The sequence below is a fragment of the Leisingera sp. ABM4_103 genome (genome assembly GCF_056158685.1).
Genome location: NZ_JBSWTU010000005.1, coordinates 2,068,533 through 2,094,663 on the forward strand (window position 1 = coordinate 2,068,533; position 26,131 = coordinate 2,094,663).

Genomic DNA, 26,131 nt, shown 5'->3' on the forward strand with positions numbered 1-26,131 from the left:
CGCTCAGGCCGCAATACCGTGCGGGCCGTGCCGGATGATGGCCCATTGGCCGTAACTGTCATCCAAGTCCAGCTTGATCGCCGCATTGGATTTGGTGGAGGCGCTGCCGATCTCGGCCAGGGTGAACTCGATACCGCCGGGGATATCTATACGGACCCGGTGCGCGCCGCCGCCATGCGGGGCCTGAATCGGGCGGCCGGTGGAGGTGACCAGCCCTTCGATGTCGAGCTTAGCGGTGCGGTTTTCGATGTCGGCCTCGTAGTCGATCCTTTTGACCAGTGTCTCATGCACTGTGTCGCACATGGCGCGGAACACCCACCAGTGGGTGGCTTCCTCATCCGTCTCGCCGCCCAGGAGCACGGTTTCCAGCGCCGCGCGCTGGGCGTCAGAGGCGCGGTCGTCGATGATCGCCTGCAGCGCGCCCTTGCCCTCGAAGATCGGGCCAGGCCATGCATAGAGCAGGGCGGCGCGGGTGCCGGTCAGGTCGGTTTCGCCGAAATGCCCTTGGTCGATATGGAGCACCTCGAAGCCGGTGCAGTTGCCGTGCGTGGGCAGATCCTCAAACTGGCAGGGGCAGCCGTAGTTGCAGTTGCAGTTCCCGAAGCTGCGGCCTTCGATATACCAATCCACATGTGCCATGGTTCTGTCCTCCCGACCCGCTGAAATGATCTGCGCGAAGAATACCACAAAACGGGCGTGATTTCAGGTCCGGGCACCGGCGCAACACGTAGCGGTGACACACCCTCGCGGCTTCCACCGCCGCCCTCTTGCTTTCGGCGGCCCTTGTGGTAGCAGGGCACAAGCAGAATTCGAGGGGCCGTGATGGACGATCTTAAAGCCAAATACCTGGGTCAGATTGCTGAGGCCGCCGACGAGGCCGCACTGGAGGCGATCCGCCTTGCCGCCGTCGGCAAGAAGGGCGAAGTGGCGCTGAAAATGCGCGAGCTGGGCAAAATGACCCCGGAAGAGCGCCAGGTGGCCGGCCCGGCGCTGAACGCGCTGAAGGATGAGATCAACTCGGCCCTGGCAGCCAAGAAGGCGGGTCTGGAAGATGCCGCACTGGATGAGCGCCTGCGCACCGAGTGGCTGGACGTGACCCTGCCGTCGCGTCCCCAGCGCCAGGGCAGCCTGCATCCGATCAGCCAGGTGCAGGAAGAGATCACCGCGATCTTTGCCGAACTCGGCTTCTCGGTCGCTGAGGGTCCGCGGATCGACACCGACTGGTACAACTTCGATGCGCTGAATATCCCCGGCCACCACCCGGCACGCGCTGAAATGGACACGTTCTATATGCACCGCGCCGAGGGCGACAACCGCCCGCCGCATGTGCTGCGCACCCATACCTCGCCGGTGCAGATCCGCTCGATGGAGAAGATGGGCGCGCCGCTGCGCATCATCTGCCCGGGCGGCGTCTACCGTGCCGACTATGACCAGACCCACACGCCGATGTTCCACCAGGTCGAAGGCCTGGCGCTGGACAAGGACATCTCGATGGCGAACCTCAAGTGGGTGCTGGAGGAATTCGTGAAGTCCTTCTTCGAGGTGGACGACGTCGAGCTGCGCTTCCGCGCCTCGCATTTCCCCTTCACCGAGCCGTCTGCCGAGGTGGACATCCGCTGCTCCTGGGAGGGTGGTGCGCTGAAGATCGGCGAGGGCGACGACTGGATGGAGATCCTCGGCTCCGGCATGGTGCACCCCAAGGTGATTGCCGCGGGCGGCATCGACCCGGAGATCTATCAGGGCTTTGCCTTCGGCATCGGCATCGACCGCCTGGCGATGCTGAAATACGGCATTCCGGACCTGCGCGCCTTCTTCGACAGCGACCTGCGCTGGCTGCGCCACTACGGCTTCCAGAGCCTGGATATGCCGGCGCTGCATGGCGGTTTGAGCCGGTAAGTGTACCTTATTGGCGTATACCTGTCGCGCTATGTGAACTGGTGTAATGCGATTTCTGAAAGCACGCCCCGCTGGAAAATTAATCTGGCGGGGCTGTTGTTTTTTACGGTGGCCGGTTCATTGATTTCTCTCGCGCCTGCAGAGATTTCTTTGCCGGTTGTATTCTTGGGGGGTGCCCCGGCCAGTCTGTTCTTTAACTTGGATCGGCGTTCGAGAAGGAAACAGGCGCGCGAGATGCGGGCCGCCACAGCACAATTGCGCAAGACGCAAAGTTTGCTCAAAGGCTTCAAACGCTAGACATTTTGTCTTCCGCCCCGACGGCGGCCCTGGGGCGGGCGCTGCCTTGCAAGTTCAGTCATTGGCGCGGCTCGGCACCCGGTCCCACAATTTTGTGACGTGACAGCCGCCGCCCAGCGGCTAGGCTCGGACAGATGTTCCGAGCTGTTCTTTCCCTTTCCGCTGCCCTGATTTGGGCTTCTGCCGCTGCCGCCATGGGGCCATCGAAGCCTGCTGAATGCCACGGCGAAACGCCCTGCGAACTGGGCGACCGCTCCTATCATGTGATGGAGCCGGAGGGCTGGGACGGGGTTACGCCCCTGCCGGTCCTACTGCATTTCCATGGCTGGTCCCGCACCGGGCGACATGCGCAGGGAAGTGACCGGGTCGGGGTCTCGGCCAAGCGCCGGGGCGTGCTGCTGGTGACGCCGAATGGACGCCGCAAGACCTGGGATTTCTGGTCGGCGGAGACGGAGGACGTGGATTTTGCCGATGCGGTGCTGAAAGACGTCGCTGAGAACTATCCTGTTGATGCGGAGCGGATCTATGTCTCCGGCTATTCCTATGGCGCGGCCATGGCGTGGCGCTATGTCTGCCACAGCGGCAATGACGTGGCGGCGCTCTTGGCGGTGGCCGGCACCCTCCAGCAGAGTGAGAATTGCCCCGAAGCCCCGCGCGAGGTGCGACATGTGCATGGGCTGAAGGACACTGTGATGGACTTTCCCTATGGCCCCGGCGGCGAGCGGACTTATCCGGTAGCGCTGTGGCGGGCGCGGCTGGGCTGCGGCGCGGCACGCGCACTGGGGCAATGGCAGGTGGTGGAGTTCCTGGAGCTTGAGCGCACGGTCTGGCCGGGCTGTGCCGGCGGACAGGTGGTGCTGGACACCCATCCCGGCGGCCATTTCATCCCGCACGGCTGGATCGGGCGGCAATTGGATGAGCTTTTGAACCTCACTCCCAGCTATCCTTGAGGGCAGGGCGCCCCGACCCTTGAACCTTGGCGCAATCTTTGCCATTGCCTGTGGCCAACACGCATGTCTGCCAAGGGGTCCCCGACCGATGAAATTCACGCTTTCCTGGCTGAAAGACCACCTCGACACCGACGCCTCGGTGGAAGAGATCACTGATGCCCTGACCGACCTGGGCCTTGAGGTCGAAGGGGTCGTCAATCCGGCGGACGCGCTGAAGGACTTCACCCTTGGCTATGTGAAATACGCCGAGAAACACCCGGATGCCGACAAGTTGCGGGTCTGCAAGGTGGACACCGATGAAGGCGAGATGCAGATCATCTGCGGCGCGCCGAACGCGCGCGAGGGCATCACCGTGGTGGTGTGCAAACCGGGCATGTATATCCCGGGTCTCGACATCACCATCGGCGTTGGCAAGATCCGCGGTGTCGAAAGCTTTGGCATGATGGCGTCGGAGCGCGAGCTGGAGCTGTCGGAAGAGCATGACGGCATCATCGAGCTGCCCTCGGGCAATGTCGGTGACAAGTTCGTGGACTGGCTGGCGGAAAACGATCCGGCCAAGGTCGACCCGGTCATCGAGATTGCGATCACCCCGAACCGCCCCGATGCGCTGGGCGTCTATGGCATTGCCCGCGATCTGGCGGCGCGCGGCCTGGGCACCCTGAAGACCCGTGCGTTTGAGGCGATCCCGGGCGACTTCGCAAGCCCGATCAAGGTCACCATCGACGAGGACACCCTCGACGGCTGCCCGCTTTTTGCCGGCCGCCTGATCAAGGGCGTGAAGAACGGCCCCAGCCCGCAATGGCTGCAGGACCGGCTGACGGCGATCGGCCTGCGCCCGATTTCGGCGCTGGTGGATGTGACCAACTTCTTCACCTTCGACCAGAACCGGCCGCTGCATGTGTTCGATGCGGCCAAGGTGCAGGGCAGCCTGCGGGTGCACCGCGCCCAGGGCGGCGAGACGCTGGTGGCGCTGGATGAGAAGGAATACACCCTGGGCGCGGGCCACATGGTGATCTCAGACGAAAAGGGTGTGGAGAGCATCGGCGGCATCATGGGCGGCGAGGAAACCGGCTGCACCGAGGAAACCGTGGATGTGTTCCTGGAGAGCGCCTTCTGGGATCACGTGCAGATCGCGATGGCAGGCCGGGCGCTCAAGATCAACTCGGACGCGCGCTACCGCTTCGAGCGCGGCGTGGACCCGGAATACACCATCGAAGGGCTGCACCGCGCCACCCAGATGATCCTGGATATCTGCGGCGGCGAGCCGTCGGAGGTGGTGATTGCGGGCGACGTGCCGGATCACTCGCGCGCCTACAAGCTGGACTCCAACCGGGTGCAGTCGCTGGTGGGGATGGAAATCCCGGAAAGCGATCAGCGCCAGACCCTGACCCGCCTTGGCTTCCGCCTGGAGGGCAACATGGCGCATGTGCCCAGCTGGCGCCCTGATGTGCAGGGTGAGGCCGACCTAGTCGAGGAGGTCGCGCGGATCGCCTCGCTGACCAAGCTGCAGGGCAAGCCGCTGCCGCGCCTGACCGATGGCATCCCGAAGCCGGTGATGACGCCGCAGCAGCGCCGCCAGCAGATGGCGCGCCGCACCTGCGCCAGCCTCGGCTATAATGAAGTCGTCAGCTACAGCTTCATCGACAAAGCCTCTGCCGCGCTGTTCGGCGGCGGTGACGATGCCACTATGCTCGCCAACCCGATCTCGTCCGAGATGTCGCATATGCGTCCGGACCTGCTGGCGGGCCTGCTGCAGGCCGCGGCCCGCAACCAGGCACGCGGCTTTATGGATCTGGCGCTGTTCGAGGCAGGCCCTGCTTTCACCGGCGGCGAGCCGGGCGAGCAGGTGACCCAGATCGCGGGGCTGCTGGTGGGCCGCACCGGGCCCAAGGATGTGCATGGCGCCTCGCGCGCGGTGGACCTCTATGACGCCAAGGCGGATGCCGAGGCGGTGCTGGCCGCCATCGGCGCGCCGGCCAAGGTGCAGATCCTGCGCGGCGGCGATGCCTGGTGGCACCCGGGCCGCCATGGCCGCATTTGCTTGGGCCCGAAAAAGACCCTCGGTGTCTTTGGCGAGCTGCATCCGAAGGTTCTGAAGCAGATGGGCATCAAGGGCGCTGCCGTGGCCTTCACCATCTTCCCGGATGAGGTGCCGCTGCCGCGCAAAAGCGGCGCCACCCGCCCGGCGCTGGCGATCAGCGACCTGCAGGCGGTGGAGCGTGACTTTGCCTTTGTGGTTGATGCGGATGTCGAGGCGCTGACCCTGGTCAATGCCGCCGCTGGTGCCGACAAGGCGCTGATCGAGGATGTGCGCGTCTTTGACGAGTTCATCGGCGGCTCCCTGGGCGAGGGCAAGAAGTCGCTGGCGATCACCGTGCGGCTGCAGCCCAGCGACAAAACGCTGAAGGAAAAGGACATCGAGGCGGTGAGCGAGAAGATCATCGCCAAGATCACCAAGGCAACCGGCGGCACCCTGCGGGGGTGACGCGGCACCAAGACTTTTTTGAAAAGTCTTGGCAAAAGTTTTGAGGAAAACTTTTGGGCAGCGCACCCGTTGGGGCGCTGCCTTTTCCGTGTCACCTGGCGGCGAAAAACTCTGCCAGAAGGTCAAACACCAGCCGGATGCGGCGGCTGGTGTGCAGCTCGCGGTGCGTGGTGAGCCAGACCGGGAAGGTGATCGGCTCGATCCCCGGCAGCAGCCGCTCCACTCCCGGCGTGACGGCGGCCACATCGTCCATCATCGGGCAAACGCCAAAGCCCTGTTTGACCAGCTCCCAGGATGCCAGGCCGCTGGTGGATCTGATGCGGAAGTTGTCCGCTGTCAGGTGAATGCCCAGCGGCGCCATGAACGCGATGGAACGGTCCACGTCCGCAAAGCCCACGAAGTCATGATCCGCCATATCCGCTGGCGACGCGGGCCGCCCGCGGCGCGCCAGATAGCTGGGGGCGGCATAGAAATGGGCGGTGGCCTCCTGCACCAGGCGGGCGATCAGCTCGGGCTGCTCGGGGCGGACGTGGCGGATGGCGATATCGGCCTCGCGCCGCATCAGGTCGCGGATGTCATTGGCGGCCACCACGTCGATGGTCAGCCGCGGCGCCCGCTGGCGCAGCTGGTGCAATACCGGCGGCAGCACATGCGCCGACATCACATCAGATGCGGTGATCCGCACCGTGCCCTCGATGGACTGCGTCTGGCCGGTGGCGGCCAGGCGCAAACCATTTGCGGCCTCGCCCATCTTGCGGCTGTGGATCAGCAGCTCGTGCCCCGCGTTAGTCAGCGCCAAGGCGCGGCCGAGGCGTTCAAACAGCAACACGCCCAGCTCCGCCTCCAGCGCCGCCACCTGGCGCGACAGCGTCGGCTGGGTCAGGCTAAGGCGGCGGGCGGCGGCTGAAAGCGAGCCGGTTTCCGCGGTGGCCAGAAAGGCGCGGATGTGGTTCCAGTCAGGGTTTTCCATACAGATATGTATAACAACCTTGCGGATTTCAGCAATTTATCTGCGGTTCCTGCATGGATAGGCTTTATGCAAGCAAGGAGAGCCGCCATGACAGCCGATGCCCGCTTCTGGGACAGGATTGCCCCTAAATACGCCGAGTCCCCGATCCGGGACATGGACGCCTACCGCTACACGCTGGAGCGCACCCGGTCTTACCTGAGTGACAGCGACAGGGTGCTGGAGCTGGGCTGCGGCACGGGGACCACTGCCATCGCATTGGCGCGCAATGCGGCGCAGATCACCGCTACCGACTTGTCGGAGGGGATGCTGAAAGTGGGGCAGGAGCGGGCCTGGAACGCGGCAGCTTCCAATGTCGAATTCCAGTGCTGCGGCGTGCAGGATGCGCCGGAGGGGCCGTTTGACGCGGTGATGGCCTTCAACCTGCTGCATCTGCTGCCGGATCTGGAGGCGGCGCTGGACGCGATCGCGGCCAGGCTGCCAAAGGGCGGGCTGTTTATCTCCAAGACACCTTGCCTGGGCGAGGCGCGGGGATCCTGGAAATACTGGATGTACACCGTGGCCATCCCGCTGATGCGGCTGGCTGGCAAGGCGCCCGGCTTTGTGGATTTCATGGATATCCGCACACTGGAGGCCGCGGTGCAGCGCGCAGGCTTTGACATCATCGAAACCGGCAATTACCCGGCAGATACCCCCGGGCGCTATCTGGTGGCCCGGCGCAGCTGAGGCTTTGCCTTTCGCCCCGGCGCGCTAGGTTACCGGGTGGAGGCCCCTATGTTCGAGGACCGGATTTCTGCCGGGCTTCAGCTGGCCGGGAAACTGGCTGAACTGCCGATGACGGACCCCGTGGTGCTGGCGCTGCCGCGGGGCGGGGTTCCTGTCGCGCTGCCCATTGCGCAGAAACTGAACGCCCCGCTGGACCTGATTCTGATCCGCAAGATCGGCATGCCCTCCAACCCGGAGCTGGCCGCGGGTGCGCTGGCGGAGGGCAGCAACCCCATATTCAACGGCGCCCTGCTTCAGGCCACCGGCATGAAGCCGGAGGACTTTGCGTCCCAGGTTGCCCAGGCACGGGAGGAGAATGCCGCCCGCCGCGCCAGCTATTTGCAAGGGCGCGATCCGGTGGACGTGGAGGGGCGGACCGTCATCGTTGTCGATGACGGCATCGCCACCGGCGCGACCTTCATGGCGGCGCATTTCTGGCTCAAAGAGCGTAAGCCTGCTGAGGTGATTCTGGCGGTGCCGGTGGCGCCCCCGGAAGCGGTGGACGAACTGCGCCCGCTGGTTGATACTGTGATCTGCCTGCTGAGCCCCAGGGAATTCTGGGCGGTCGGCGCGCATTACAGGGATTTTACGCAAACCAGCGATGACGAGGTTACGGCCGCCCTGGCCGCGGCCCCGCAGGCTGGCGCAGGAAAGGACAAGACGTGGCATTGAACGTTTATCTCTCGGGCGAGATTCACACCGATTGGCGGGAACAGATCATTGACGGCGCGCAGGGGCTGCAGGTGAGTTTCAACGCGCCGGTCACCGACCACGACGCCAGCGACGATTGCGGCGTGGCCATCCTCGGGTCTGAGGAGAACAAGTACTGGCATGACCACAAGGGCGCGATGGTGAATGCGATCCGCACCCGCAAGGGGATCTCGGACGCCGATGTGGTCGTTGTGCGCTTTGGCGACAAGTACAAGCAGTGGAATGCGGCGTTCGACGCAGGCTATGCCGCAGCACTTGGCAAATCGGTGATCGTGCTGAGCCCGCCGGAGCATCAGCACGCGCTGAAAGAGGTGCATGCGGCGGCACTGGCAGTGGCAGAGGAGCCGCGTCAGGTGGTCGAGATCCTGCGCTATGTGCTGACCGGCAAGCTGCCTGGATGATTCCTCCGGTTCTGGAGACGGACCGGCTGGTCCTGCGCCCGCATCGGGTGCAGGATTTCGCCGGCGTCGCGGCGCTGTGGGCAGAGCCGGAGGTGGTGCAGTTCATCTCCGGCAAGCCCTCGACGCCTTCGGAAAGCTGGACGCGGCTGTTGCGCTACATCGGTCACTGGCAGGCGCTGGGCTATGGCTATTGGGCGGTGACCCTGCGCGGCGGCGGCAAATTCATCGGCGAAGTGGGCTTTGCCGACTACCGGCGGGAGATGCAGCCGCCGCTGGATGGCATCCCCGAGGCGGGCTGGGTGCTGGCGCCCGAGGTGCATGGCCAGGGCCTGGCGACTGAGGCGGTGCACCGCATTCACCGATGGGCGGCGGAGGCGACGGACTGGGCGGAAACCGCCTGCATCTTTGATCCCGCGCATGCGGTGTCGCAGAAGGTGGCGCGCAAGCTGGGGTATGAGCCCGCAGGCGAAGCGCTGTACAAGGGTAATCCAACGCTGGTCATGAAACGGCCAGTGTCCCGGAGCTGAGCTGGGGCTCCCGCCCGTGAAGGCGCTTCCAGGGGGAGCGCATCGCAGCGTTGGGCGCGGCGCGGCGGTGGCATAGCCCGCCACTCTGCGCCGAGATTTCGTGCCTGTCTTGCTTTTTGTGATCGTTCAACGCTTCGTTAAGCGCGGCGGCCTAGGCTGGGGTGAAGACACGAAACAGCTGACAAGGCAGCTGTCCGCTTTTGCGGGCAGTGCCGGGAATTGCCATGAAGAACCGTCGCAGACCTCTTTCCCAAATCACCCCGCAGATCGAGGACGCGGGCCTGTTCAAGCGCGAAGTGCGCGATGTTCCGGTGGAACTGGTGCCGGTGTTCAGCCGCAATAACCGGCGCGACCTGGTGGTGAAGGGGATCGTCAGGCCGGATACCGAGATAGAGGTGATCTTTGCCGGGCGCCGGATGCGTGAAGCGGCACCGCTGGTGGAGCGGATGAAGAGGCTGCGCGCACAGGGGGTGCGATCGGCGGAGACCGGGCACGAGGCCATGCTGCAGATCCGGCGGCTGCGGCTGCCGGTACAGGTGCGCGGCGCCTGGCGCCTGCGGTTTGAACCCGATGCCTCCGGCTGGGAGGTGAAAAGCTACCAGCTGCTGGCCGCGCAATGGGCCTTTACCGATCTCGACGGCAGCTCCGTCGTCTGCGGCTGGCCGCCCGAGGAGCCGCAGGACAGGGTGCTGGAGCGGGCCCGTGCGGTGCGCGCCCGCCAGGCTGCGGCCTGTGCCGCCCAGGCTGCGCGGGCACGCTGAGCTAGCCGCGGCCGCAACGCAAAACGCCCCGCCGCAGGCGGGGCGCCGGGCCCAACGGGATGAGGCCCGCAGGGGCCGAAGACGGGCGGGAGTTCCTCAGCCTTCCCTTTTGACTTCCACCGTATGCGGGTAGGGGATTGAGATGCCCTTGGCGTCAAATGCTTCCTTCACCCCTTGCATCAGGGCGAACTTCAGCTCCCAGTAATCCTCGGCTTTGCACCAGACCCGCGCGGTCAGGTCGACCGAGCTGTCGCCAAGGTTGGTGACCCGCACCCAGGGAGCAGGGTCCTGCAGCACCCGCGAATTGGCATTTGCCTGCTCCAGGATGATCGCCTTGGCCTCTTCGGCGCTGTCGGCGTAGTCGATGCCGAACACCAGGTCGGCGCGGCGGGTGGGGTGATGCGAGAAGTTGGTGATAATCGCGCCCCAGGCCTGGCCGTTGGGCACGATGATCTGCACGTTGTCCGGTGTGGCCAGCTCGGTCACGAACAGGTTCAGGTCCTTCACCGTGCCAGAGGTGCCGCCGATGTCGACATACTGGCCGATCTTGTAGGGGCGGAACAGGATCAGCATAAAGCCCGCGGCCAGGTCGCTGAGCGTGCCCTGCAGCGCCAGTCCGATTGCCAGGGTGGCGGCGCCCAGCATGGCGACCAGGCTGGTGGCCTCGATGCCGAAGATGTTGAGGATGGCGACCAGCACCACCAGGAGCAGCACCCAGCGCACTGCGCTGGCGGCAAAATTGCCAAGCGTCGGGTCGATCCGCGGCGTGCTGTTGATCCGCCGCCGCACTACACTGCTGATCCAGCCGGTGGCGATCCAGCCGAGGATCAGCACCGCCAGCGCTTTCGCGCCATTCACCATCAGAGGCCAATAGGCGCCTGCCTGTTCCATCATCTGTTCCATGTCCGCTGTCCCTTAGCGCTGTCATTGCTTGCCCCGGACTGTCGTGGAAGAGTGCAGCTGTGGCAATAGGGCGCAGCGGGGAAAGTTCCGGCGTCAAAGCCTCAACCTGTGCGGGCGGACTGGGGCCGCCGCAGGCACCGGGCCGGCATGTGCCGTGAAACGGAAAAGGCTGTAAGCGGGAGCCGCGGGCTGTGCCGCAGCTCTCGTTCGCAATCAGAACAGGAACAAATCGGCGGTAACGTCCTCTGCATCGAAACCGCTGAGGGTGATGGAGACGTTGGCAAAACTGACTTCGGCGCCGCTTTCCGTCTGCGAGACCGTGAGATCGGAGAAGCCGGAGGCGCCGCGTTTGATCTGGATCAGGTCCTCGCTGGCGTCGAAATTCAGGATTGTGTCGACGCCGTCTCCGCGTTTGAACACGAAGAGGTCAGCGCCATCGCCGCCATCCAGGGTGTCCTTGCCCCGGTTGCCGCGCAGGATATCCTTGCCGTCGCCGCCGTTCAGGCTGTCGTTGCCCTTTCCGCCCAGCAGCTTGTCCGCACCGGACCCGCCCTCAATGGTATCCTTGCCGTTTCGGCCCTTAAGAACATCTTTGCCGCTGCCGCCGGAAATGAAATCGGCACCAGCTCCGGCGGAAACGGTATCCGCCCCGCGCCCTGCCTCGATAGTCTCGCTACCGGCCAGTTTGTAGTACTGGCCGGGCCGTATGATATCGTCTTCGGTTGAGCCGTTGATGGTCCAGTCTTCGCCCTGCACGAAAGATACAAACCGGTCGAGATCGAACCGGCCCGTGGCGGTCGTGGCGGTGCGGCTGGTCAGGTCGAAAAGGCCGCCCGCGCTGACATCGAAGCCGTCCAGAACCAGTTTTTTGATAGTGTGGAACGACGGGGTCAGGGAGATTTCAGCATAGTTGAATTCGGTGATGTTGCCGGTGATGAAGTAGCTGCCGGAGCCGGGAACCCGCAAATCTTCGCCGTATAGGCTCACGGAATAGGGGTAATTGTAGATCAGCAGGAAGGTGCCAGTGTCGTATTTGTTGCTCAGTTGTGCGCCGTTGAAGGTAGCAACAAGCCCGGCCATCTGGGCTTCCAGAGAACCGGTCACAGTCATTGTCGGCATGAATTCAACCCTTGATAAGTTTTACAGTCGTTAAAAGTGCTGGCAAAAAGGGGCTATACCAAGGGTTGCGGCGTTTTCAAGGATCAACCGTGCCGATTGCCCATGGCTTTCCGTAAGGTCAAGAATTTGGAGGTCCTTGGGCGGCTGAGTGCCTGCATCCGGAACAGAAAAAGCCCCGCCGGTCCGGCGGGGCTTTTCCCTTTATTCGCTTTACCTGATGGCTTGGGCCTTACTGCTTCAGCGCCAGTTTCGGCGACAGAACGTCGATGCCCAGGGCCTCGCCGACCGCGTAGTAGGTCAGCTGGCCTGCGTGCACGTTCAGGCCGTTCAGCAGGTGCGGGTCGTCCTCGCAGGCCTGGCGCCAGCCCTTGTTGGCCAGGTTCAGCATGAAGGGCATGGTGGCGTTGCCCAGGGCCTGGGTCGAGGTGCGCGCCACGGCGCCCGGCATGTTGGCCACGCAGTAGTGCATGATGCCGTCGACCTCATAGATCGGGTCGGCGTGGGTGGTCGCCTTGGAGGTCTCGAAGCAGCCGCCCTGGTCGATGGCAACGTCCACCAGCACCGCGCCCGGCTTCATTTCCGAGAGCTGCGCGCGAGACACCAGTTTCGGGGCTGCGGCACCCGGGACCAGAACCGCGCCGATCACCATGTCGGCCTCGCGCACCAGCTCAGCCGTTGCGCCGGCGGTGGAGTACTGGTTCTTGAAAGTGCGGCCGAAGACGTCGTCCAGGTACTTCAGGCGGGTCAGCGAGCGGTCGAGGATGGTGACATCCGCGCCCATGCCGGCCGCGATCTTGGCTGCGTGGGTGCCGACGACGCCGCCGCCGATCACGACAACCTTGGCCGGGGCCACGCCGGGCACGCCGCCCATCAGCACGCCGCGGCCGCCGTTGGCCTTCTGCAGTGTCCAGCTGCCGACCTGCGGGGCCAGGCGGCCGGCCACTTCCGACATCGGCGCCAGCAGCGGCAGGCCGCCGCGGTCGTCGGTGACGGTCTCGTAAGCGATTGCGGTGCAACCGGATTCCAGCAGGTCCTTGGTCTGCTCCGGATCGGGCGCCAGGTGCAGGTAGGTGAACAGCAGCTGGCCTTCGCGCAGCATCTTGCGCTCAACAGCCTGGGGTTCCTTCACCTTGACGATCATGTCGGCGGTGGCAAAGATTTCCTCGGCAGTGTCGAGGATCACGGCACCGGCGGAGACATAGTCCTCGTCGGTGAAGCCGGCGCCCATGCCGGCGCCTTGCTGAATGACAACCTCATGGCCGCGGATGACGGCCTCGCGGGCGGCGTCGGGGGTCATGCCGACGCGGAATTCCTGCGGTTTGATCTCGGTGGGGCAGCCGATTTTCATGTGAGTATCTCCTCAAAACTCTCTGCGGTCATTTTGCCGCAGGCAGCAGAAAAGGTGCTGCTTTTTTGGGCATAATAAAAACATGCCTTTCGAAGAATCTTCGTCTATACAGGCGAAAGTCAGCAAGGATCTTCGCAAAATGTCTTTGGACGAAACAGATCGTCGCATTCTCTCGGTGCTGCAAAAACAGGGGCGCATCTCCAACGCGGACCTGTCGGAGCGGGTGAACCTGTCGGCCTCGGCTTGCCACCGCCGCGTGCAGCGGCTGGAGGCGGAGGGCTATATCCGGGATTATGTCGCGCTGTTGGATGCGCGCAAGATGAACGTGCCGACCACGGTTTTTGTGGAGATCACCCTGTCCGGCCAGGCGGATGAGGTGCTGGACGCGTTTGAAAAGGCGGTGTCGCGGATTCCGGATGTGCTGGAGTGCCATCTGATGGCGGGGACGGCGGACTACATCCTCAAGGTGGTGGCGGAGAACACCGAGGATTTCGCCCGCATTCACCGCCAGCATCTGGCGCGGCTGCCGGGGGTGGCACAGATGCAGTCGAGCTTTGCGCTGCGCACCGTGTTCAAGACGACGGCGCTGCCGGTTTGAGCTATCGGAGGGGGTGACATGCGTGCACCCCCTGTACACCCCCTGTGCACCGGCGCGGCGTAAGTTCACGCTGGGGCGGGGTAGGTGAACAGCAGAAGGTGGGTGAGGTTGAAGGCGAAGTGCATCAGCACCGGGACCCGGAAGGTGCCGCTTCCCCAGTACCCGAGCCCGCAGGCCAGACCCAGCAGTGTGGCGAAACCGGTGACTGCCGGGCCTGCGCCCAGGTGGGCGAGGCCGAACAGCAGGCTTGCCGAAGCGATACCGGCTGCGGGCCCGAAGCGGCGGCTGAGGCCCTGCTGCAGGTAGCCGCGGAAGAAGGCTTCCTCTGCCAGGCAGGTGAGCAGCAGGTTCGACGCCATCCACAGGAGCGCCCATTCCGGAAAGCCGGGTTCCAGCCGCAACGCGCCGGTCAGCAGGGCCAGCGGAAGCAGCGCGGCGAGGAGAAGGAGACCGGACAGCAAGGCCGGGCGCCCCGCCGGATCATTGCGCCGCAGCAGGACGGGCCACGCCAGCAGCAGGGCGAAGACGACCAGCGGTTTGTCGAGGTTCAGATGCAGCGAGTACGGCGCGCTGGCGGGGCCGGACTGCACATTGTCTAGAATCAGGAGGTTCTGCACGCCCGGAAGCAGATGCGCGCCCAGGGCCAGCGACCAGAGGATCAGCACCGCATGGCCGATCAAGCGGACCGGGCCGCGGGTGCGGGGGATGAATGAGGCAAACAGCAGGCCGGTTGCCATTGCCACCAGAGCGAGCGGCGCTAGGTGGCCGGCAGCAACGGCGGCCGCAGCAAAGACAGCGAGCAGGGCAAAGGCCCGCCCGCGCTGCCCGCTCCAGCCCGCGGCCAGCGCCGCCATCAGGATCAGCCAAGGCCAGGTCTGGGGCAGGGTTGTCACAAGAAAGCTCATGGCTTGCACTTAATCCGGTCAGCTGCCGGCTTTCCAGCCGGCTCGGCGTGCAGGCCTGGGCTTTTGCGCTTGAACCCGGGCGGGTTTTCCGGTTGCCTTAAAGGTACCTGCCGGCCCGCGGTTTTCTGTCCGGAGGCGCTCCGTCAGGCGGTTTCCCGTTAGGCGCAGCCATGATTTCGGCGGCTGACCCTGCGGGGTGACATCAAACATTCACATGCCGCCGGTACAAGGCGGCTTTTTCAGCACCTGACAAGGAAGGAACCCTGCCCGTGACCCGCGAATATGAGACCGCATCCCTGGACTGGCTGGAAGCGGAGCTGCAGGACACGCTGGACGAGGATATCGAGATCGAGTTCTCCGAGCCGATGCTGAGTCAGGAGATCCGCAAGATCTACCGCGAGCAGCATCCGGAGATGCTGGACCGGCAGGTCTATTTCCGTAACCTGCTGCGGCTTCAGGCGGAACTTATCAAGGTGCAAGACTGGGTGCAGCATAGCGGCGCCAAGGTCTGCATCCTGTTCGAAGGCCGCGATGCGGCGGGCAAGGGCGGGGTGATCAAGCGGATCACTCAGCGGCTGGACCCGCGGGTGGCGCGGGTGGTGGCGCTGCCGGCGCCGAACCGGCGCGAGCAGAGCCAGTGGTTCTTCCAGCGCTATGTGCCGCATCTGCCGGCGGGCGGCGAGATCGTGCTGTTCGACCGCTCCTGGTACAACCGTGCCGGCGTCGAGCGGGTGATGGGCTTTGCCAGCGACGACCAGGTTGAGCAGTTCTTTCAGGACGTTCCGGAATTTGAGCGGATGCTGGTGCGGTCGGGAATCATCCTGCTGAAATACTGGTTCTCGATCACTGACGAAGAACAGCAGCTGCGGTTCATGATGCGCATCCATGACCCGATGAAGCAGTGGAAACTGTCGCCGATGGACCTGGAGAGCCGGATCCGCTGGGAGCAGTACACCAAGGCCAAGGAGGCGATGTTCAAGCGCACCAACATTCCTGAGGCGCCCTGGTACATTGTCGAGGGCAACGACAAGAAGCGCGAGCGGCTGAACTGCATCGAGCACCTGCTGACCAAGATCCCTTATGAGGAGGTGCAGCATGAGAAGGTCGAGCTGCCGGACCGCAAGTACAATCCGGACTATGAGCGCCAGGTGCTGCCGGATGAGCTGTATGTGCCGAAGATCTATTGAGGTTTGAGACCCCAAGGGGGAGGGGCCTGAACATGCTTAAGGGCGCGCGGCCGCGCGCCCTTATCAGATTTGCCCGGTGGGGATATCAGAACAGGAAGTCGCCCGCGCCGAGGTCCTGAGCGGTGATGCCGCTGAGCAGCATGCTGTCGCCATCGTTGTCGGTGATCAGCAGGCCGTTGGAGGTCTGGCGGGTGTGGTTGTTCATCAGATCGCTGAAACCGCCGATGCCGTCCGCTGCGCCCAGGTCGATACGCTCGCCGCTGGCATTCGGGTTGAAGTCGGTGACGGTATCGTTGCCGTTGCTGAACACAAAGATGTCAGCGCCGCTTTTGCCTGTCAGCCGGTCATTGCCGTTGCCGCCATCCAGGGTGTCGCTGCCGCTGCCGCCGTACAGCTTGTCTTTGCCGCTTCCGCCGTTGAGGTCATCGGCACCGCGGCTTCCGCGCAGGACATCGTTGCCCGAACCGCCGTTCAGGCCGTCGCTGCCGCCTTTACCCAGCAGTTTGTCGCGGCCGTCATTGCCGCTGAGGCTGTCGCCGCCGCTGCTGCCGGTCAGGGTGTCGTTGCCTGCCAGCCCGTCCAGGCTGCCTGCGCTGCTAAGGGTCAGGCTGTCATCGCCGGCGGTGGCGCCATTGCCGGTGCTGCCGCCTTCGTTGCCGCCCGAACCGCCGTCCGATCCGCCGCCCGAACCGCCGTTGTCGAGCTGCAGGCCGGCGCTGGTCCTGGCGAAGTTCTGGGTGACCATGACAGCGTCCCAGCCGTTGAAGTTGCCCTGCTCAACGCCGATGCCGATCACTTCGACATTTGCGTTCAGGATATTCGCGCGGTGGCCGGGGCTGTCCATCAGCGAGTTGTGCAAGTCGACGACGTCGTCAGAGAGGCCGGCGGCGCCGCGCTCGCTCTGCCAGGCGATGTTTTCGGCCCAGGTCCAGCTGCCGGAGAACTGAAAGCCCGCGTCTTCCATCCGGTCGCCGGCGCTGGAGCCGCCTGCGCCGGTGTGGGAGAACACATTCTGCTGCAGCATCCACTCGCTGTGGTCTTCTGCCGAATCGTTGAGACGCAGCTCCAGCTGCACTGGATTAAGCCCGCGTGAAGTGCGCTCGGCGTTGATCAGGTCGAGCATCTGGCGCTCGAGTTCGCTTGCCTGTGACATCGTTTACTGCTCCGTGAGTGTGCCGGCTGTGCGGCGGTGCGCTATCCCGTTAACGGAAATTCCCGGCGCTGAAAGGGCAGCACTGTGGCGGGGCGGGATTGCGGCAAAGCTCTGCCCGAAGCGCGGGGCGCGATACGCGGATTCCTGCGCGCAGCGCGGGTACGGGCAGGCCGGTTCTTCCGCCGGCGCTATCCCGCCGCCTGGCGCAGGCGTGGACGGCGCGGGATTCGCTCTGATCTGCGGGGCAGGCGGCCGGGGATGGATTTTCATGCTGCGGAAACGGGCGGGCCGGGCGCCGGCGGGGGGAAGCTGGCGGCGCCCGGCATCAATTGAAAACCCGGAGAGGCGTGCCTTGTTTGCAGGGACCAAGACAGGCGCCGGTATTAAAGGGGGGGGGACGCAGCCAGCCCCGGGTTTCAGTGTTCCGGGTGTTCCAGGCCCGGACGGCAGGGACAAGGTAAGGGAAACGCATCAGCTTTGCCCTGCCGTGCCACCTTTATAGCAGGCAGAAATCAAAAAATACACCCTAAAGATGTAATCCTAAAGATTTCACGATTTTTGCGTGTGCTGCAAAAAAGCTCGGCGATGTTTGCGGTCCGTTAAAAATGACGAACCCCCGGGCGGGGCCGCGGGGGTTGTCTGAACTTATTTTCCGGCAGGTCCGGGGACCGCCGTAGTGCTGTCCAAAGCTGGAGAGCAAGGTTTGCTTACAGCAGACCTTCGCGCTGGGCTTTCTTGCGTGCCAGTTTACGGGCACGGCGGATCGCTTCAGCTTTCTCGCGCGCTTTTTTCTCGGACGGCTTTTCGAAATGTTGCTTGAGCTTCATTTCGCGGAAGACGCCTTCACGCTGCAGCTTTTTCTTCAGGGCACGAAGCGCCTGATCGACGTTGTTGTCGCGAACACTAACCTGCATGTGGTTTTCACCACCTTTCTAAGTTGAGTTGCAAGGATTTGCAGGAAGTGGCCGTATAGCAAAGCGCCGCTAATTTGTCTAGTAGGGTGTCAGGACACTGCCAGCTGGAGGGTGAGATGACCGAAGACCAGGATCACGCGCAGGACGATATCAGGGAAAAACTGCTGGATGCGGCGCTGTTGCATGTACCGTTTGACGGCTGGTCGGAGGTGACGTTCCGCGCCGCTTGCCACGACGCCGAGGTGCCGGAGGTGCTGGCCCATGCGGTGTGCCCGCGCGGCGGGGTCGACCTGGCGCTGGCCTATCATGCGCGCGGCGATTCGCTGATGCTGGAGCGGCTGGCGGCCGAGGATCTGTCGGGGATGCGCTTCCGCGACAAGGTGGCGGCGGCGGTGCGGTTCCGGCTGGAAGCGGTCGACGACAAGGAGGCGGTGCGCCGCGGCACAACGCTGCTGACGCTGCCGCAGTATGCGGGCGACGGGGTCAAGGCGATCTGGGGCACCTGCGACCTGATCTGGGAGGCGCTGGGCGACGGCTCCGACGATCTGAACTGGTACACCAAGCGCGCCTCGCTGGCGGGCGTCTATTCCGCCACAGTGCTGTACTGGCTGGGTGACGACAGCCTGAACCATCAGGCGACCTGGGACTTCCTGGACCGGCGCATTGATAACGTGATGGATTTCGAGAAGCTGAAAGCGGGGCTGCAGAAGAACCCTCTGCTGAAGCCATTCCTGGTGGGGCCGAACTGGCTGGCCGAGCAGATCAAGCCGCCGAAGGGCCGCGATGATCTGCCAGGGTCGGTTGGCCCGCGGCGGTAGGGGCGCAGGTGGGCGGAAGCCTGTCTGCGGTAGGCGCGATCCATACCGTCAGCCAAAGCGCACAATCGCGCATCTTGCAGCGGACGGGGCAGAGAGCCTACATCTGCCCTTGCTTGCTGACTATATTCCGACCGGGACGCCACCCGTAACCGGCAAGTTGATACCAGTGACATAGTTTGCCTGCGGTCCCGCAAGATAGGCCACCGCATTCGCCACATCCTTTGGCAAACCCGCATCCCGCAGTGCAACATTGGCGTAGCGCTGTGTCTTTATTTCGTCGAGGGAAGCACCGCTCTCAGCGGCGAGCCGAACGTTGGCAGCCGTATGCATATCCGTTGCAATGTAGCCCGGACAAACTGTATTGCAGAGAATGCCATCAACACCAAACTCTGCGGCCAACGTCTTGGTAAGTCCGACGAGCCCATGCTTCATTGCAGTGTAAGCACCGAACCCCGGTTCCGCGCCAAGGCTTCCTGTAGAGCCTATGTTGATGATCCGTCCACCACCAATCTTTCGCATTTCGGGGATCACCGCCTGGGCCATCATCATCGGACCCAACATGTTGACGCGAAAGCTATTTTCCCACTGATTGGGTGTTGTCGAAAGGAAATTGTCTGAGCCGGCAAGCGATCCCGCGTTGTTGACCAGAATATCTATTCGGGCGAACGCCGAATTGGTCTGGATGATGCACGCCTTCACATCCTCCTCGCGCGTCACGTCCAGTCTCACGGCAATCGCCCGGCTTTGGCCTTGGTTGATCTCCGCAACAAGGTCGGCAAGCAAGTTCGCTCTGGAGCGGGGCTCTCCCTGCACTTCTACCGTGCCGTCAACATCTGCGGCAACGATGTCAGCCCCGTCCATCGCCAGCCTTAATGCTATCGCTCGACCGATCCCCTGAGGAGCCGACGCGCCCGTGACTATGGCCGTTTTCCCTGAAAGAATTCCCAATTGACCGTCCCGTTATTGGCTCATTGTAACTCAACAGCGCTACATGGATATTCAGAGATATCAAGTATTTCGCGAACGGCAGCAAAGTCCCGCATTGTTTCCCCAAAACGGGCCAGATTTCTGCGCCAACTTTGTGATGCCGCTCTGGCAGTTGATTTCCGCCGGTGCGCACTCCGCAAACCGCCCCAGCTGCGGCGCCTTTGCTGTTTGCGCTTGACCGGACGGGTGCTAGGCAGGGGCAAGGATCAGGAGGACATTTTCCGATGACAGAGATGATGCGCGCGGTGGAGATCAGCAAACCCGGCGGGCCGGAGGTGCTGCAGCTGACGCAGCGCCCGGTGCCGCAGCCGGGTCATGGCGAGGTGGTGATCAAGGTGGCCTATGCCGGTGTGAACCGCCCCGACGCGCTGCAGCGTGCGGGCGCCTATGATCCGCCCAAGGGCGCCAGCGACCTGCCGGGGCTGGAAGCCTCGGGCGAGGTGGTGGCCGTAGGTGCGGGCGTCAGCGGCATCGCGGCAGGCGATCAGGTCTGCGCGTTGCTGCCCGGCGGCGGTTATGCAGAATATGTGGCGACGCCTGCGGCGCATTGTTTGCCGGTGCCGGAAAGGATGGACCTGAAACAGGCGGCATGTTTGCCGGAGACCTTCTTTACCGTCTGGTCCAATGTCTTCACCCGCGGCGGGCTGAAGGCGGGCGAGCGGTTCCTGGTGCATGGCGGCTCTTCGGGCATTGGCACAACCGCGATCCAGCTGGCCCGGGAATTCGGGGCGCGGGTGTTTGCCACCGCAGGCTCGGACGAGAAGTGCCAGGCCTGTCTGGATCTGGGCGCCGAGCGGGCGATCAACTACCGCGACGAGGATTTCGTCAAGGTGATGCGGGAGGAAGGCGGCGCCGATTTGGTGCTGGACATGGTGGGCGGCGATTATATCCCGCGCAACGTCAAGGCGATGGCCGAGGACGGTCGGCTGGTGCAGATCGCCTTTCTGCAGGGGCCGAAGGTAGAGCTGAACTTTGCCCTGATGATGGTGAAGCGGCTGACGCTGACCGGCTCCACCCTGCGTCCGCAAAGCGATCTGGCCAAGGCGCAGATTGCTCAGGACCTGCGCGAGGCGGTCTGGCCCTTGATTGCGGCGGGCAAGGTGGCGCCGGTGATGGACAGCGAGTTTGCGCTGGAGGACGCGGCCGCGGCGCACGCCCGGATGGAAAGCTCCGGCCATATCGGCAAGATCGTTTTGAAGGTCGGGTGACGCCTCAGGAGGTCCACGCAAAAAGGCCGGCGGATCCGCCGGCCTTTTTTGATTGCATGGGTGCTACTGCACGGCGCGCCGGTAGAGGTGCCAGGTGGCATGGCCCAGCACCGGCACCACGATGATCAGCCCGGCCAGGAACGGGATTGCGCCGATCACCAGCGCCGCGCCGACAAGCGCGCCCCAGGTCATGCAGACCACCGGGTTCCTGCGCAGCACCTTGATCGAGGTGGCCACTGCCACCGGCAGGCCCACGTGACGGTCCAGCAGCAGCGGGAAGGACACCAGGCTCATCGCCAGTGCGGCAAAGGCAAAGACCGCGCCCACCGCGCCGCCGGCAATTGCCATGATCCAGCCGGCGCGGGTGGTGAGCACGTCGCTGGCGAAGCTTGCGATCGAGGCCGGCGGCTCCGGGCCCAGGGTGCGGCTGTAGATCATATCGGCCGCCACCAGCCAGATAATGAACAGCGCCGCCAGATACAGGCCCAGCACCAGGATGGCGCCAAAGGCGGGCGAGCGGATGACATCGAAGGCATCGACCCAGCGCGGCTCAAAACCTTCTTCGCGGCGCTTGGACATTTCATAAAGGCCGATTGCTGCGACTGGCCCGAGAATTGCGAAGCCCATGATCATGGGCACGATCAGCGGCAGCAAATTCATCGACAGGCTCATCACGATCAGCGCGATGCCGATGAGCGGATAGAACAGCACCAGGAACATCGCGTCGCTGCGGCAGGCGGCAAAGTCCTCAAGACCCGCGGCCAAAGAATGGATGATGTCATCCATGCTCAGGTCGCGCGCCTTGGGCATCTCTCTGACACCGTCGCTGCCCATTTCGCTGACGGTTTCGCTGATATGGTGCCCGGTGGTTTCTGCACCCTGCAGAAGCCAGCTGAGCGGATTACCGATTGTTTTTGCCATGCGCTTCCTCCTCCTCGCTGACCAAAACGGAAGTGCCGTTCAGGCAGGGCCGGGCGCGGCACATAATCTAATACTAGCACAAATCTCGGCAAAGTGTGCTTCACAGGCCATTTATTGCCGCGCGAGGAGAGGGGCGCCTGGCGGCGCCGGCCTCCGGCGGGAGTATTTGCAGAAAAATGAAGAGGCGGCGGCTTCGGCCGCGCCGCTTGGAAAGCGTGTGGCGGCAGTTTCATCTTTCCCGAAATACTCCGGGGTGAATTGGCCGAAAGGCCAAGAGGGGCAGCGCCCTTGCTTGGCCTTCGGGCAGGTTCAGCGCACCGGCGCGAAGCGCGCGTCCTTTAGTGTGCAGTCCTTGATCACATCGCGTCCGCAGGGCACCGGGTCAAGCGCCTTGGTCAGGCAGATGCGGGCCTCCTGGATGGCGCCGTCGCGGCAGGTGATGGTCAGGCTGTCTCTCGTGAGCTGCGGATTTTCCTTGAGAAACGCCTCCTCCACCACCGATGCGGGCAGGGTGACGGGTTTGTCCAGCTTGCGGAAGACGGCGGGGCGGGTGACGCGGGCGTAGGCCTCGCGCATCAGGGTGTAATACTGGCGGGCGCTGAGGCCCGCGCAGGTGCCGTGTTTCTTCCACTGGTGCCAGGCGAGGCCCGCGCTGCCCATGATGTCCGCCATGTCCCGGCTCATCGCCCGGCTGGGAGGCGCCTCGGCGGTGCGGCAGTAACTGGGCCAGCTGCGGTGGTATTGCGGCCAGAGCCCGTGCAGGGTCCAGCCATAGTCATGCCGGGCATCGCATTGCTCCGCATCGCGGGCATCGCCCTCCTGTTCGCACCAGTTCGGCGACCAGCTGAGCGCCAGCACGTAGTAGTCGAACTCTCCGGCCGGCTCGCCTTCTGCCGCCGCAAGCGTGGCAAAACCGGTCAAAACAGCCGCCAAACCCAGCAATAACTTGCGCATTGGCCTCTTTCCTTATGAAATCAAGCTGACTATATAGGGCAGAAGTTCCCCGACAACGGAAACCTGCCCCGCACGCCGGGGACGCCCTTTCAGGCGGCGGGAGAGATGTATCCGGGGATCAAGGTGTTTTAAGGAGATGAGCACATGGCAAAACCGTTGATGGCCAAGGCAACCGCCGTGTGGCTGGTGGACAATACCACGATCAGCTTCAAGCAGATCGCAGATTTCGTGGGAATGCACGAATTGGAAATCCAGGGCATCGCCGACGGCGAAGTGGCGGTGGGCGTCAAGGGCTTTGACCCGGTGGCCAACAACCAGCTGACTCAGGACGAGATTGACAAGGCGCAGGGCAACCCGCTGCACAAGCTGAAGCTCAAGTTCAACCCGGCAGCCGCTGGCGAGGAAAAGCGCCGCGGCCCGCGCTACACCCCGCTGTCCAAGCGCCAGGACCGGCCGAACTCGATCCTGTGGCTGGTCAAGTTCCACCCGGAACTGAGCGACGGCCAGATCGCCAAGCTGGTGGGCACCACCAAGCCGACCATCCAGTCGATCCGCGAGCGCACCCACTGGAACATCGCCAACATGCAGCCGATCGATCCGGTGGCGCTGGGGCTGTGCAAACAGTCCGAGCTGGACTCGGCCGTGCAGAAGGCGGCGGCCAAGAAGGCAGCCGAGGGCGGCGTGATGAGCGACGACGAGCGCCGCAAGCTGGTGTCCACCGAGCAATCGCTGGAGATGGAAGCCGAACCGAAGATCCCGAGCGCCATCGAAGGCCTGGAGACCTTTACCCTGGGCGGCGGCTCCAGCAGCGAGGAGGAGAAGAAGGAAGAGGAAATCCTCGACGCCGACAGCTTCTTCAACCTGCCGTCTGGCGGTGACGACGAGGACGACGACGAGGATTCCCGTATCTGATCCAGGCGGGCCTGCCCGGGCCGGATTTGGGGAAGTCATTAAAAAGCCGCAAATCCGGTGCTCCGGATTTGCGGCTTTTTCTGTTAGAATTGAGTCTCAAGATTACAATATGTTGACTACGCACCAATGATTTGCGCAGCATGATGTTGCGGGCGGCTGTGTTCCAGGTTGCTCGCAGTCATTGGGAAACGGGAAAGGCCTCCGAAAAGAGGGGCGGCTTCCCGCTGTGTCAGGGACAAAGTTTAATGAGTGTTGCCAGCGGGCCGGTGCAGGAAGCCGGTCTTTGCAGGGATGGCAGGAGTACAAGACATGGACGCATCGGCGACGCCGGGGCTGGGGGACGGCCGCGGCCTGGATCTGGGGGCGTTGGCGGAACTGCACGGGCTGGAGTTCTGTCAGGAATTTGCGGAACAGCTTTCACATTGCACTGGGGCGGATCTGGTCGCCGTCGGCGAACTGGGGGCCGCGGAACCCGGACGCATCAGGGTTCTGGCCAGCAGTTTCGACGGGCTGCCGCTGGGGGATTTCGAATATGACGCGCACGGGGCGCCATGCCTTGACGTGGTCCGGAGCGGAAAGCCGCAGGTCGTCCCCTGCGGGGTGCAGGAGCTGTATCCCGAGGATGGGATGCTCATTGAGGAAGGCATCCGCAGTTATGCAGGCGTTGCCCTGAAGGGCTCCGGCGGCGGCACGGCAGGCTTGGTGCAGGCGGCCTGGCGCCGCGACATCGGGGACCGGCGGGCGCAGCGGGCTGTGGATCTGATGGAGCGGTTTGCACCGCGGCTTGGCGCAGCGATTTCAAACCGGCGGCGGCTGGCGGCTTTGGCGGCCCTGGCAGAGGGGCCGCGCAGCCTGTCTGCGGGCGCGGCCTTCCGGCAGCTGGCACAGGAACTGCAGGCTGCGCTTGGGGTGCGTGCTGCCTTCATTGCCGAAAGCGCCGGCGGCAGGCTGGACCGCTGCCGTGTGCTGGCGTGCTGTCTCGACGGTCAGCTGGTGGATGCGGCGGAAGACCGGATTGCGGTCTTTGACGGAACCGGCGCCTCCCTGCCTGACGGATGGCAGGCGTTCCGGCTGCCGGACGGGTTGCGCCAGGTGCTTCCGGAGCAGGCGGAGCGTTTGAATATCTGCCTCGGCTACCCGCTGCGGGATGCAGGCGGTGCGGCTACCGGCTGGCTCGTGGTGCTGCATGACCGGGAGATCGGGGCGGGCAGTCTGGACGCGGATCTGGTGGCGCTGGTTGCGGCCCGCACCGGACTGGAGATGCGCCGCCGGGCTGCCGAAAAGCGCCGCCACCAGGCAGAGGCGGCGCAGCTGATCCGGCACAAGGCCGAGAGCCTGGGGCGGCTGGCGGGCGCCATCGCGCATGAGTACAACAATCTGCTGGCTTCGATGCAGGGCAGAGCCGAGCTGGCGCTGGCGCATCTGGAAGCTTCCCATCCGGCTGAGCAGCATGTGCAGGAGGTCGGGCAGGGGCTGCACTCCCTGGCTGGGCTGGTGCGGCAGCTGCAAGGCTTTGCCAGGGGCGGCAGCGGCCAGGTGCCTGCGTCCTGCGACCTCAATGCCATTGTGCATGAGGCGATGGCGCTGGTGCCGCTGGCGTGCAGGCGGGGCAAGGCGGTGGTGCTGGATCTGGCCGAAGGCGCACAAGCCGCACAGTTGGCCCCGGAAGAGGTGCGCCAGCTGGTGCTGAACCTGGTGCTCAACGCTGCAGAGGCGATTGGCCCGGGCGCGGGCACCATCACGGTGAGGACCCGGCGGACCCGCCTGGGCGCAGCAGAGCGGCGCCAGCTTCTCAAGGGGCGCAGGATGGCGGCGGACGACTGTCTGCTGCTGGAAGTCAGCGACACCGGCGGCGGCATGGGTCAGGACATGGTCACCCGGATCTTTGATCCGTTCTACACCACCAAGCCCGGCGGGCGCGGCCTGGGCATGGCGGCGGCGCTGGGGGTCATCAGCCGCCACCAGGGCGGGCTGGCGGTGGAGAGCCGTGAGGGCAAGGGCAGTGTTTTCCGCTGTTATTTCCCTGCCTCCGCGGTGGCGGCACCAGCGGTGCGGGCGTCTGCAGATGCGCGCGGCGCAGGGGGGCGGCGGATCCTGGTGGTGGATGACGAAGACACGGTGCGCCGGGCGGTGTCGGGTCTGCTGCAGCTGCGCGGCTGTGAGGTCGCGCAGGCGGATGGGTATGACGCGGCGCTGGACTTGCTGGCATCGGAGGGGCCGTTTGACGGCGCGGTGATCGACATGAGCATGCCCGGGCGCGGCGGCTGGGAGACGCTGGCAGGCCTGCGGGCGGCGCAGCCGGGCCTGAATGCGGTGATGATGAGCGGTTTCGCCATCAGCGCGGCGGACGCTGGCTTTCCGGAGCTGGCGGATGTGCGGGTGCTGGACAAGCCCTTTACCAAGGAAAAGCTGTACAAGGCGCTGTTCCGCTGAGGGCGGTGCGG

General features: G+C 64.3%; 26 protein-coding genes. 15 read left to right on the top strand and 11 right to left on the bottom strand.

All coding sequences use genetic code 11. The features are described from left to right. Positions 1-3: 3 nt before the first annotated feature. Positions 4-639 (bottom strand): DUF1326 domain-containing protein, encoded by a 636-nt coding sequence (locus tag ACXAED_RS11680; protein ID WP_475049846.1) that lies wholly within the window; start codon positions 637-639, stop codon positions 4-6. Between the two features lie 183 nt (positions 640-822). Between ACXAED_RS11680 and pheS the strand changes: the two genes are divergently transcribed. From pheS to pheT, 4 genes are all read left to right on the top strand, one after another. Beyond that, positions 823-1,896, top strand: coding sequence for a phenylalanine--tRNA ligase subunit alpha (pheS, locus tag ACXAED_RS11685; protein WP_475049849.1), 1,074 nt, complete (start codon positions 823-825; stop codon positions 1,894-1,896). Then, a complete protein-coding gene (locus tag ACXAED_RS11690; RefSeq protein WP_475049850.1) occupies positions 1,897-2,193 on the top strand; it encodes a hypothetical protein in 297 nt (98 codons plus the stop codon). It begins immediately after the preceding gene. 134 nt (positions 2,194-2,327) lie between these two features. Continuing rightward, entirely contained in the window at positions 2,328-3,143 is an 816-nt protein-coding gene (locus ACXAED_RS11695) for a CE1 family esterase (protein ID WP_475049853.1), read from the top strand. A gap of 88 nt (positions 3,144-3,231) precedes the next feature. Next, on the top strand, positions 3,232-5,628 hold the full coding sequence (gene pheT, locus ACXAED_RS11700; protein ID WP_475049855.1) for a phenylalanine--tRNA ligase subunit beta: 2,397 nt from the start codon (positions 3,232-3,234) through the stop codon (positions 5,626-5,628). A 91-nt stretch (positions 5,629-5,719) separates the two neighbouring features. Here pheT and ACXAED_RS11705 read toward each other — a convergent pair whose 3' ends face one another. Continuing rightward, the gene (locus ACXAED_RS11705) at positions 5,720-6,598 is read right to left on the bottom strand and encodes a LysR family transcriptional regulator (protein ID WP_475049857.1); all 879 of its coding nucleotides are present in this window, start codon (positions 6,596-6,598) and stop codon (positions 5,720-5,722) included. A gap of 87 nt (positions 6,599-6,685) precedes the next feature. On the opposite strand from ACXAED_RS11705, the gene ACXAED_RS11710 reads away from it, so the two are divergent. The 5 genes from ACXAED_RS11710 to ACXAED_RS11730 all read left to right on the top strand — a co-directional run bounded on the left by ACXAED_RS11710 (position 6,686) and on the right by ACXAED_RS11730 (position 9,760). Then, a complete protein-coding gene (locus ACXAED_RS11710; protein WP_475049859.1) occupies positions 6,686-7,321 on the top strand; it encodes a class I SAM-dependent methyltransferase in 636 nt (211 codons plus the stop codon). A 48-nt stretch (positions 7,322-7,369) separates the two neighbouring features. Next, entirely contained in the window at positions 7,370-8,032 is a 663-nt protein-coding gene (locus ACXAED_RS11715) for a phosphoribosyltransferase (protein ID WP_475049861.1), read from the top strand. After that, on the top strand, positions 8,023-8,472 hold the full coding sequence (locus tag ACXAED_RS11720) for a YtoQ family protein (protein ID WP_475049862.1): 450 nt from the start codon (positions 8,023-8,025) through the stop codon (positions 8,470-8,472). The genes ACXAED_RS11715 and ACXAED_RS11720 overlap by 10 nt, the downstream gene beginning before the upstream one ends. Continuing rightward, positions 8,469-8,999, top strand: coding sequence for a GNAT family N-acetyltransferase (locus ACXAED_RS11725; RefSeq protein WP_475049863.1), 531 nt, complete (start codon positions 8,469-8,471; stop codon positions 8,997-8,999). Before ACXAED_RS11720 ends, ACXAED_RS11725 begins: the two co-directional genes overlap by 4 nt. Positions 9,000-9,223: 224 nt before the next feature. Continuing rightward, positions 9,224-9,760 (top strand): hypothetical protein, encoded by a 537-nt coding sequence (locus ACXAED_RS11730; protein WP_475049866.1) that lies wholly within the window; start codon positions 9,224-9,226, stop codon positions 9,758-9,760. Positions 9,761-9,856: 96 nt separating this feature from the next. Here ACXAED_RS11730 and ACXAED_RS11735 read toward each other — a convergent pair whose 3' ends face one another. The 3 genes from ACXAED_RS11735 to ald all read right to left on the bottom strand — a co-directional run bounded on the left by ACXAED_RS11735 (position 9,857) and on the right by ald (position 13,130). Continuing rightward, positions 9,857-10,663 (bottom strand): mechanosensitive ion channel family protein, encoded by an 807-nt coding sequence (locus ACXAED_RS11735; RefSeq protein WP_475049867.1) that lies wholly within the window; start codon positions 10,661-10,663, stop codon positions 9,857-9,859. A gap of 213 nt (positions 10,664-10,876) precedes the next feature. Beyond that, complete coding sequence (locus tag ACXAED_RS11740; protein ID WP_475049869.1) at positions 10,877-11,782, bottom strand: calcium-binding protein; 906 nt, start codon at positions 11,780-11,782, stop codon at positions 10,877-10,879. Positions 11,783-12,011: 229 nt separating this feature from the next. Beyond that, positions 12,012-13,130, bottom strand: a complete 1,119-nt coding sequence (ald, locus tag ACXAED_RS11745; RefSeq protein ID WP_475049872.1) for an alanine dehydrogenase — start codon at positions 13,128-13,130, stop codon at positions 12,012-12,014. A gap of 139 nt (positions 13,131-13,269) precedes the next feature. Here ald and ACXAED_RS11750 point away from each other — a divergent pair, with 139 nt between their 5' ends. Beyond that, positions 13,270-13,728, top strand: a complete 459-nt coding sequence (locus ACXAED_RS11750; RefSeq protein ID WP_475049874.1) for an Lrp/AsnC family transcriptional regulator — start codon at positions 13,270-13,272, stop codon at positions 13,726-13,728. Between the two features lie 65 nt (positions 13,729-13,793). On the opposite strand, the gene ACXAED_RS11755 is transcribed toward ACXAED_RS11750, so the two are convergent. Continuing rightward, entirely contained in the window at positions 13,794-14,633 is an 840-nt protein-coding gene (locus ACXAED_RS11755; RefSeq protein WP_475049876.1) for a lysostaphin resistance A-like protein, read from the bottom strand. Positions 14,634-14,902: 269 nt separating this feature from the next. Between ACXAED_RS11755 and ppk2 the strand changes: the two genes are divergently transcribed. After that, positions 14,903-15,820 (top strand): polyphosphate kinase 2, encoded by a 918-nt coding sequence (gene ppk2, locus ACXAED_RS11760; protein ID WP_421053206.1) that lies wholly within the window; start codon positions 14,903-14,905, stop codon positions 15,818-15,820. 85 nt (positions 15,821-15,905) lie between these two features. On the opposite strand, the gene ACXAED_RS11765 is transcribed toward ppk2, so the two are convergent. Further along, entirely contained in the window at positions 15,906-16,973 is a 1,068-nt protein-coding gene (locus ACXAED_RS11765; protein ID WP_475049879.1) for a CAP domain-containing protein, read from the bottom strand. A gap of 707 nt (positions 16,974-17,680) precedes the next feature. Beyond that, the gene (rpsU, locus tag ACXAED_RS11770) at positions 17,681-17,887 is read right to left on the bottom strand and encodes a 30S ribosomal protein S21 (RefSeq protein ID WP_005614280.1); all 207 of its coding nucleotides are present in this window, start codon (positions 17,885-17,887) and stop codon (positions 17,681-17,683) included. 116 nt (positions 17,888-18,003) lie between these two features. Here rpsU and ACXAED_RS11775 point away from each other — a divergent pair, with 116 nt between their 5' ends. Continuing rightward, positions 18,004-18,705, top strand: coding sequence for a COQ9 family protein (locus ACXAED_RS11775; RefSeq protein WP_475049881.1), 702 nt, complete (start codon positions 18,004-18,006; stop codon positions 18,703-18,705). A 120-nt stretch (positions 18,706-18,825) separates the two neighbouring features. On the opposite strand, the gene ACXAED_RS11780 is transcribed toward ACXAED_RS11775, so the two are convergent. Then, positions 18,826-19,653 carry an SDR family NAD(P)-dependent oxidoreductase gene (locus ACXAED_RS11780; RefSeq protein WP_475049883.1) on the bottom strand — a complete coding sequence of 276 codons (828 nt, stop codon included), beginning with the start codon at positions 19,651-19,653 and terminating at the stop codon, positions 18,826-18,828. A gap of 263 nt (positions 19,654-19,916) precedes the next feature. On the opposite strand from ACXAED_RS11780, the gene ACXAED_RS11785 reads away from it, so the two are divergent. After that, positions 19,917-20,900: an NAD(P)H-quinone oxidoreductase gene (locus ACXAED_RS11785; protein ID WP_475049885.1), complete on the top strand. Its 984-nt coding sequence runs from the start codon at positions 19,917-19,919 to the stop codon at positions 20,898-20,900. Between the two features lie 63 nt (positions 20,901-20,963). Here ACXAED_RS11785 and ACXAED_RS11790 read toward each other — a convergent pair whose 3' ends face one another. Next, positions 20,964-21,821, bottom strand: coding sequence for a DUF2189 domain-containing protein (locus tag ACXAED_RS11790; protein WP_475049886.1), 858 nt, complete (start codon positions 21,819-21,821; stop codon positions 20,964-20,966). A 309-nt stretch (positions 21,822-22,130) separates the two neighbouring features. Continuing rightward, on the bottom strand, positions 22,131-22,775 hold the full coding sequence (locus ACXAED_RS11795) for a ribonuclease T2 family protein (RefSeq protein WP_475049889.1): 645 nt from the start codon (positions 22,773-22,775) through the stop codon (positions 22,131-22,133). A gap of 144 nt (positions 22,776-22,919) precedes the next feature. Here ACXAED_RS11795 and ACXAED_RS11800 point away from each other — a divergent pair, with 144 nt between their 5' ends. Further along, on the top strand, positions 22,920-23,687 hold the full coding sequence (locus ACXAED_RS11800; protein WP_475049890.1) for a DUF1013 domain-containing protein: 768 nt from the start codon (positions 22,920-22,922) through the stop codon (positions 23,685-23,687). A gap of 309 nt (positions 23,688-23,996) precedes the next feature. Beyond that, positions 23,997-26,120, top strand: coding sequence for an ATP-binding protein (locus ACXAED_RS11805; RefSeq protein ID WP_475049892.1), 2,124 nt, complete (start codon positions 23,997-23,999; stop codon positions 26,118-26,120). The last annotated feature ends 11 nt before the right edge of the window (positions 26,121-26,131 follow it).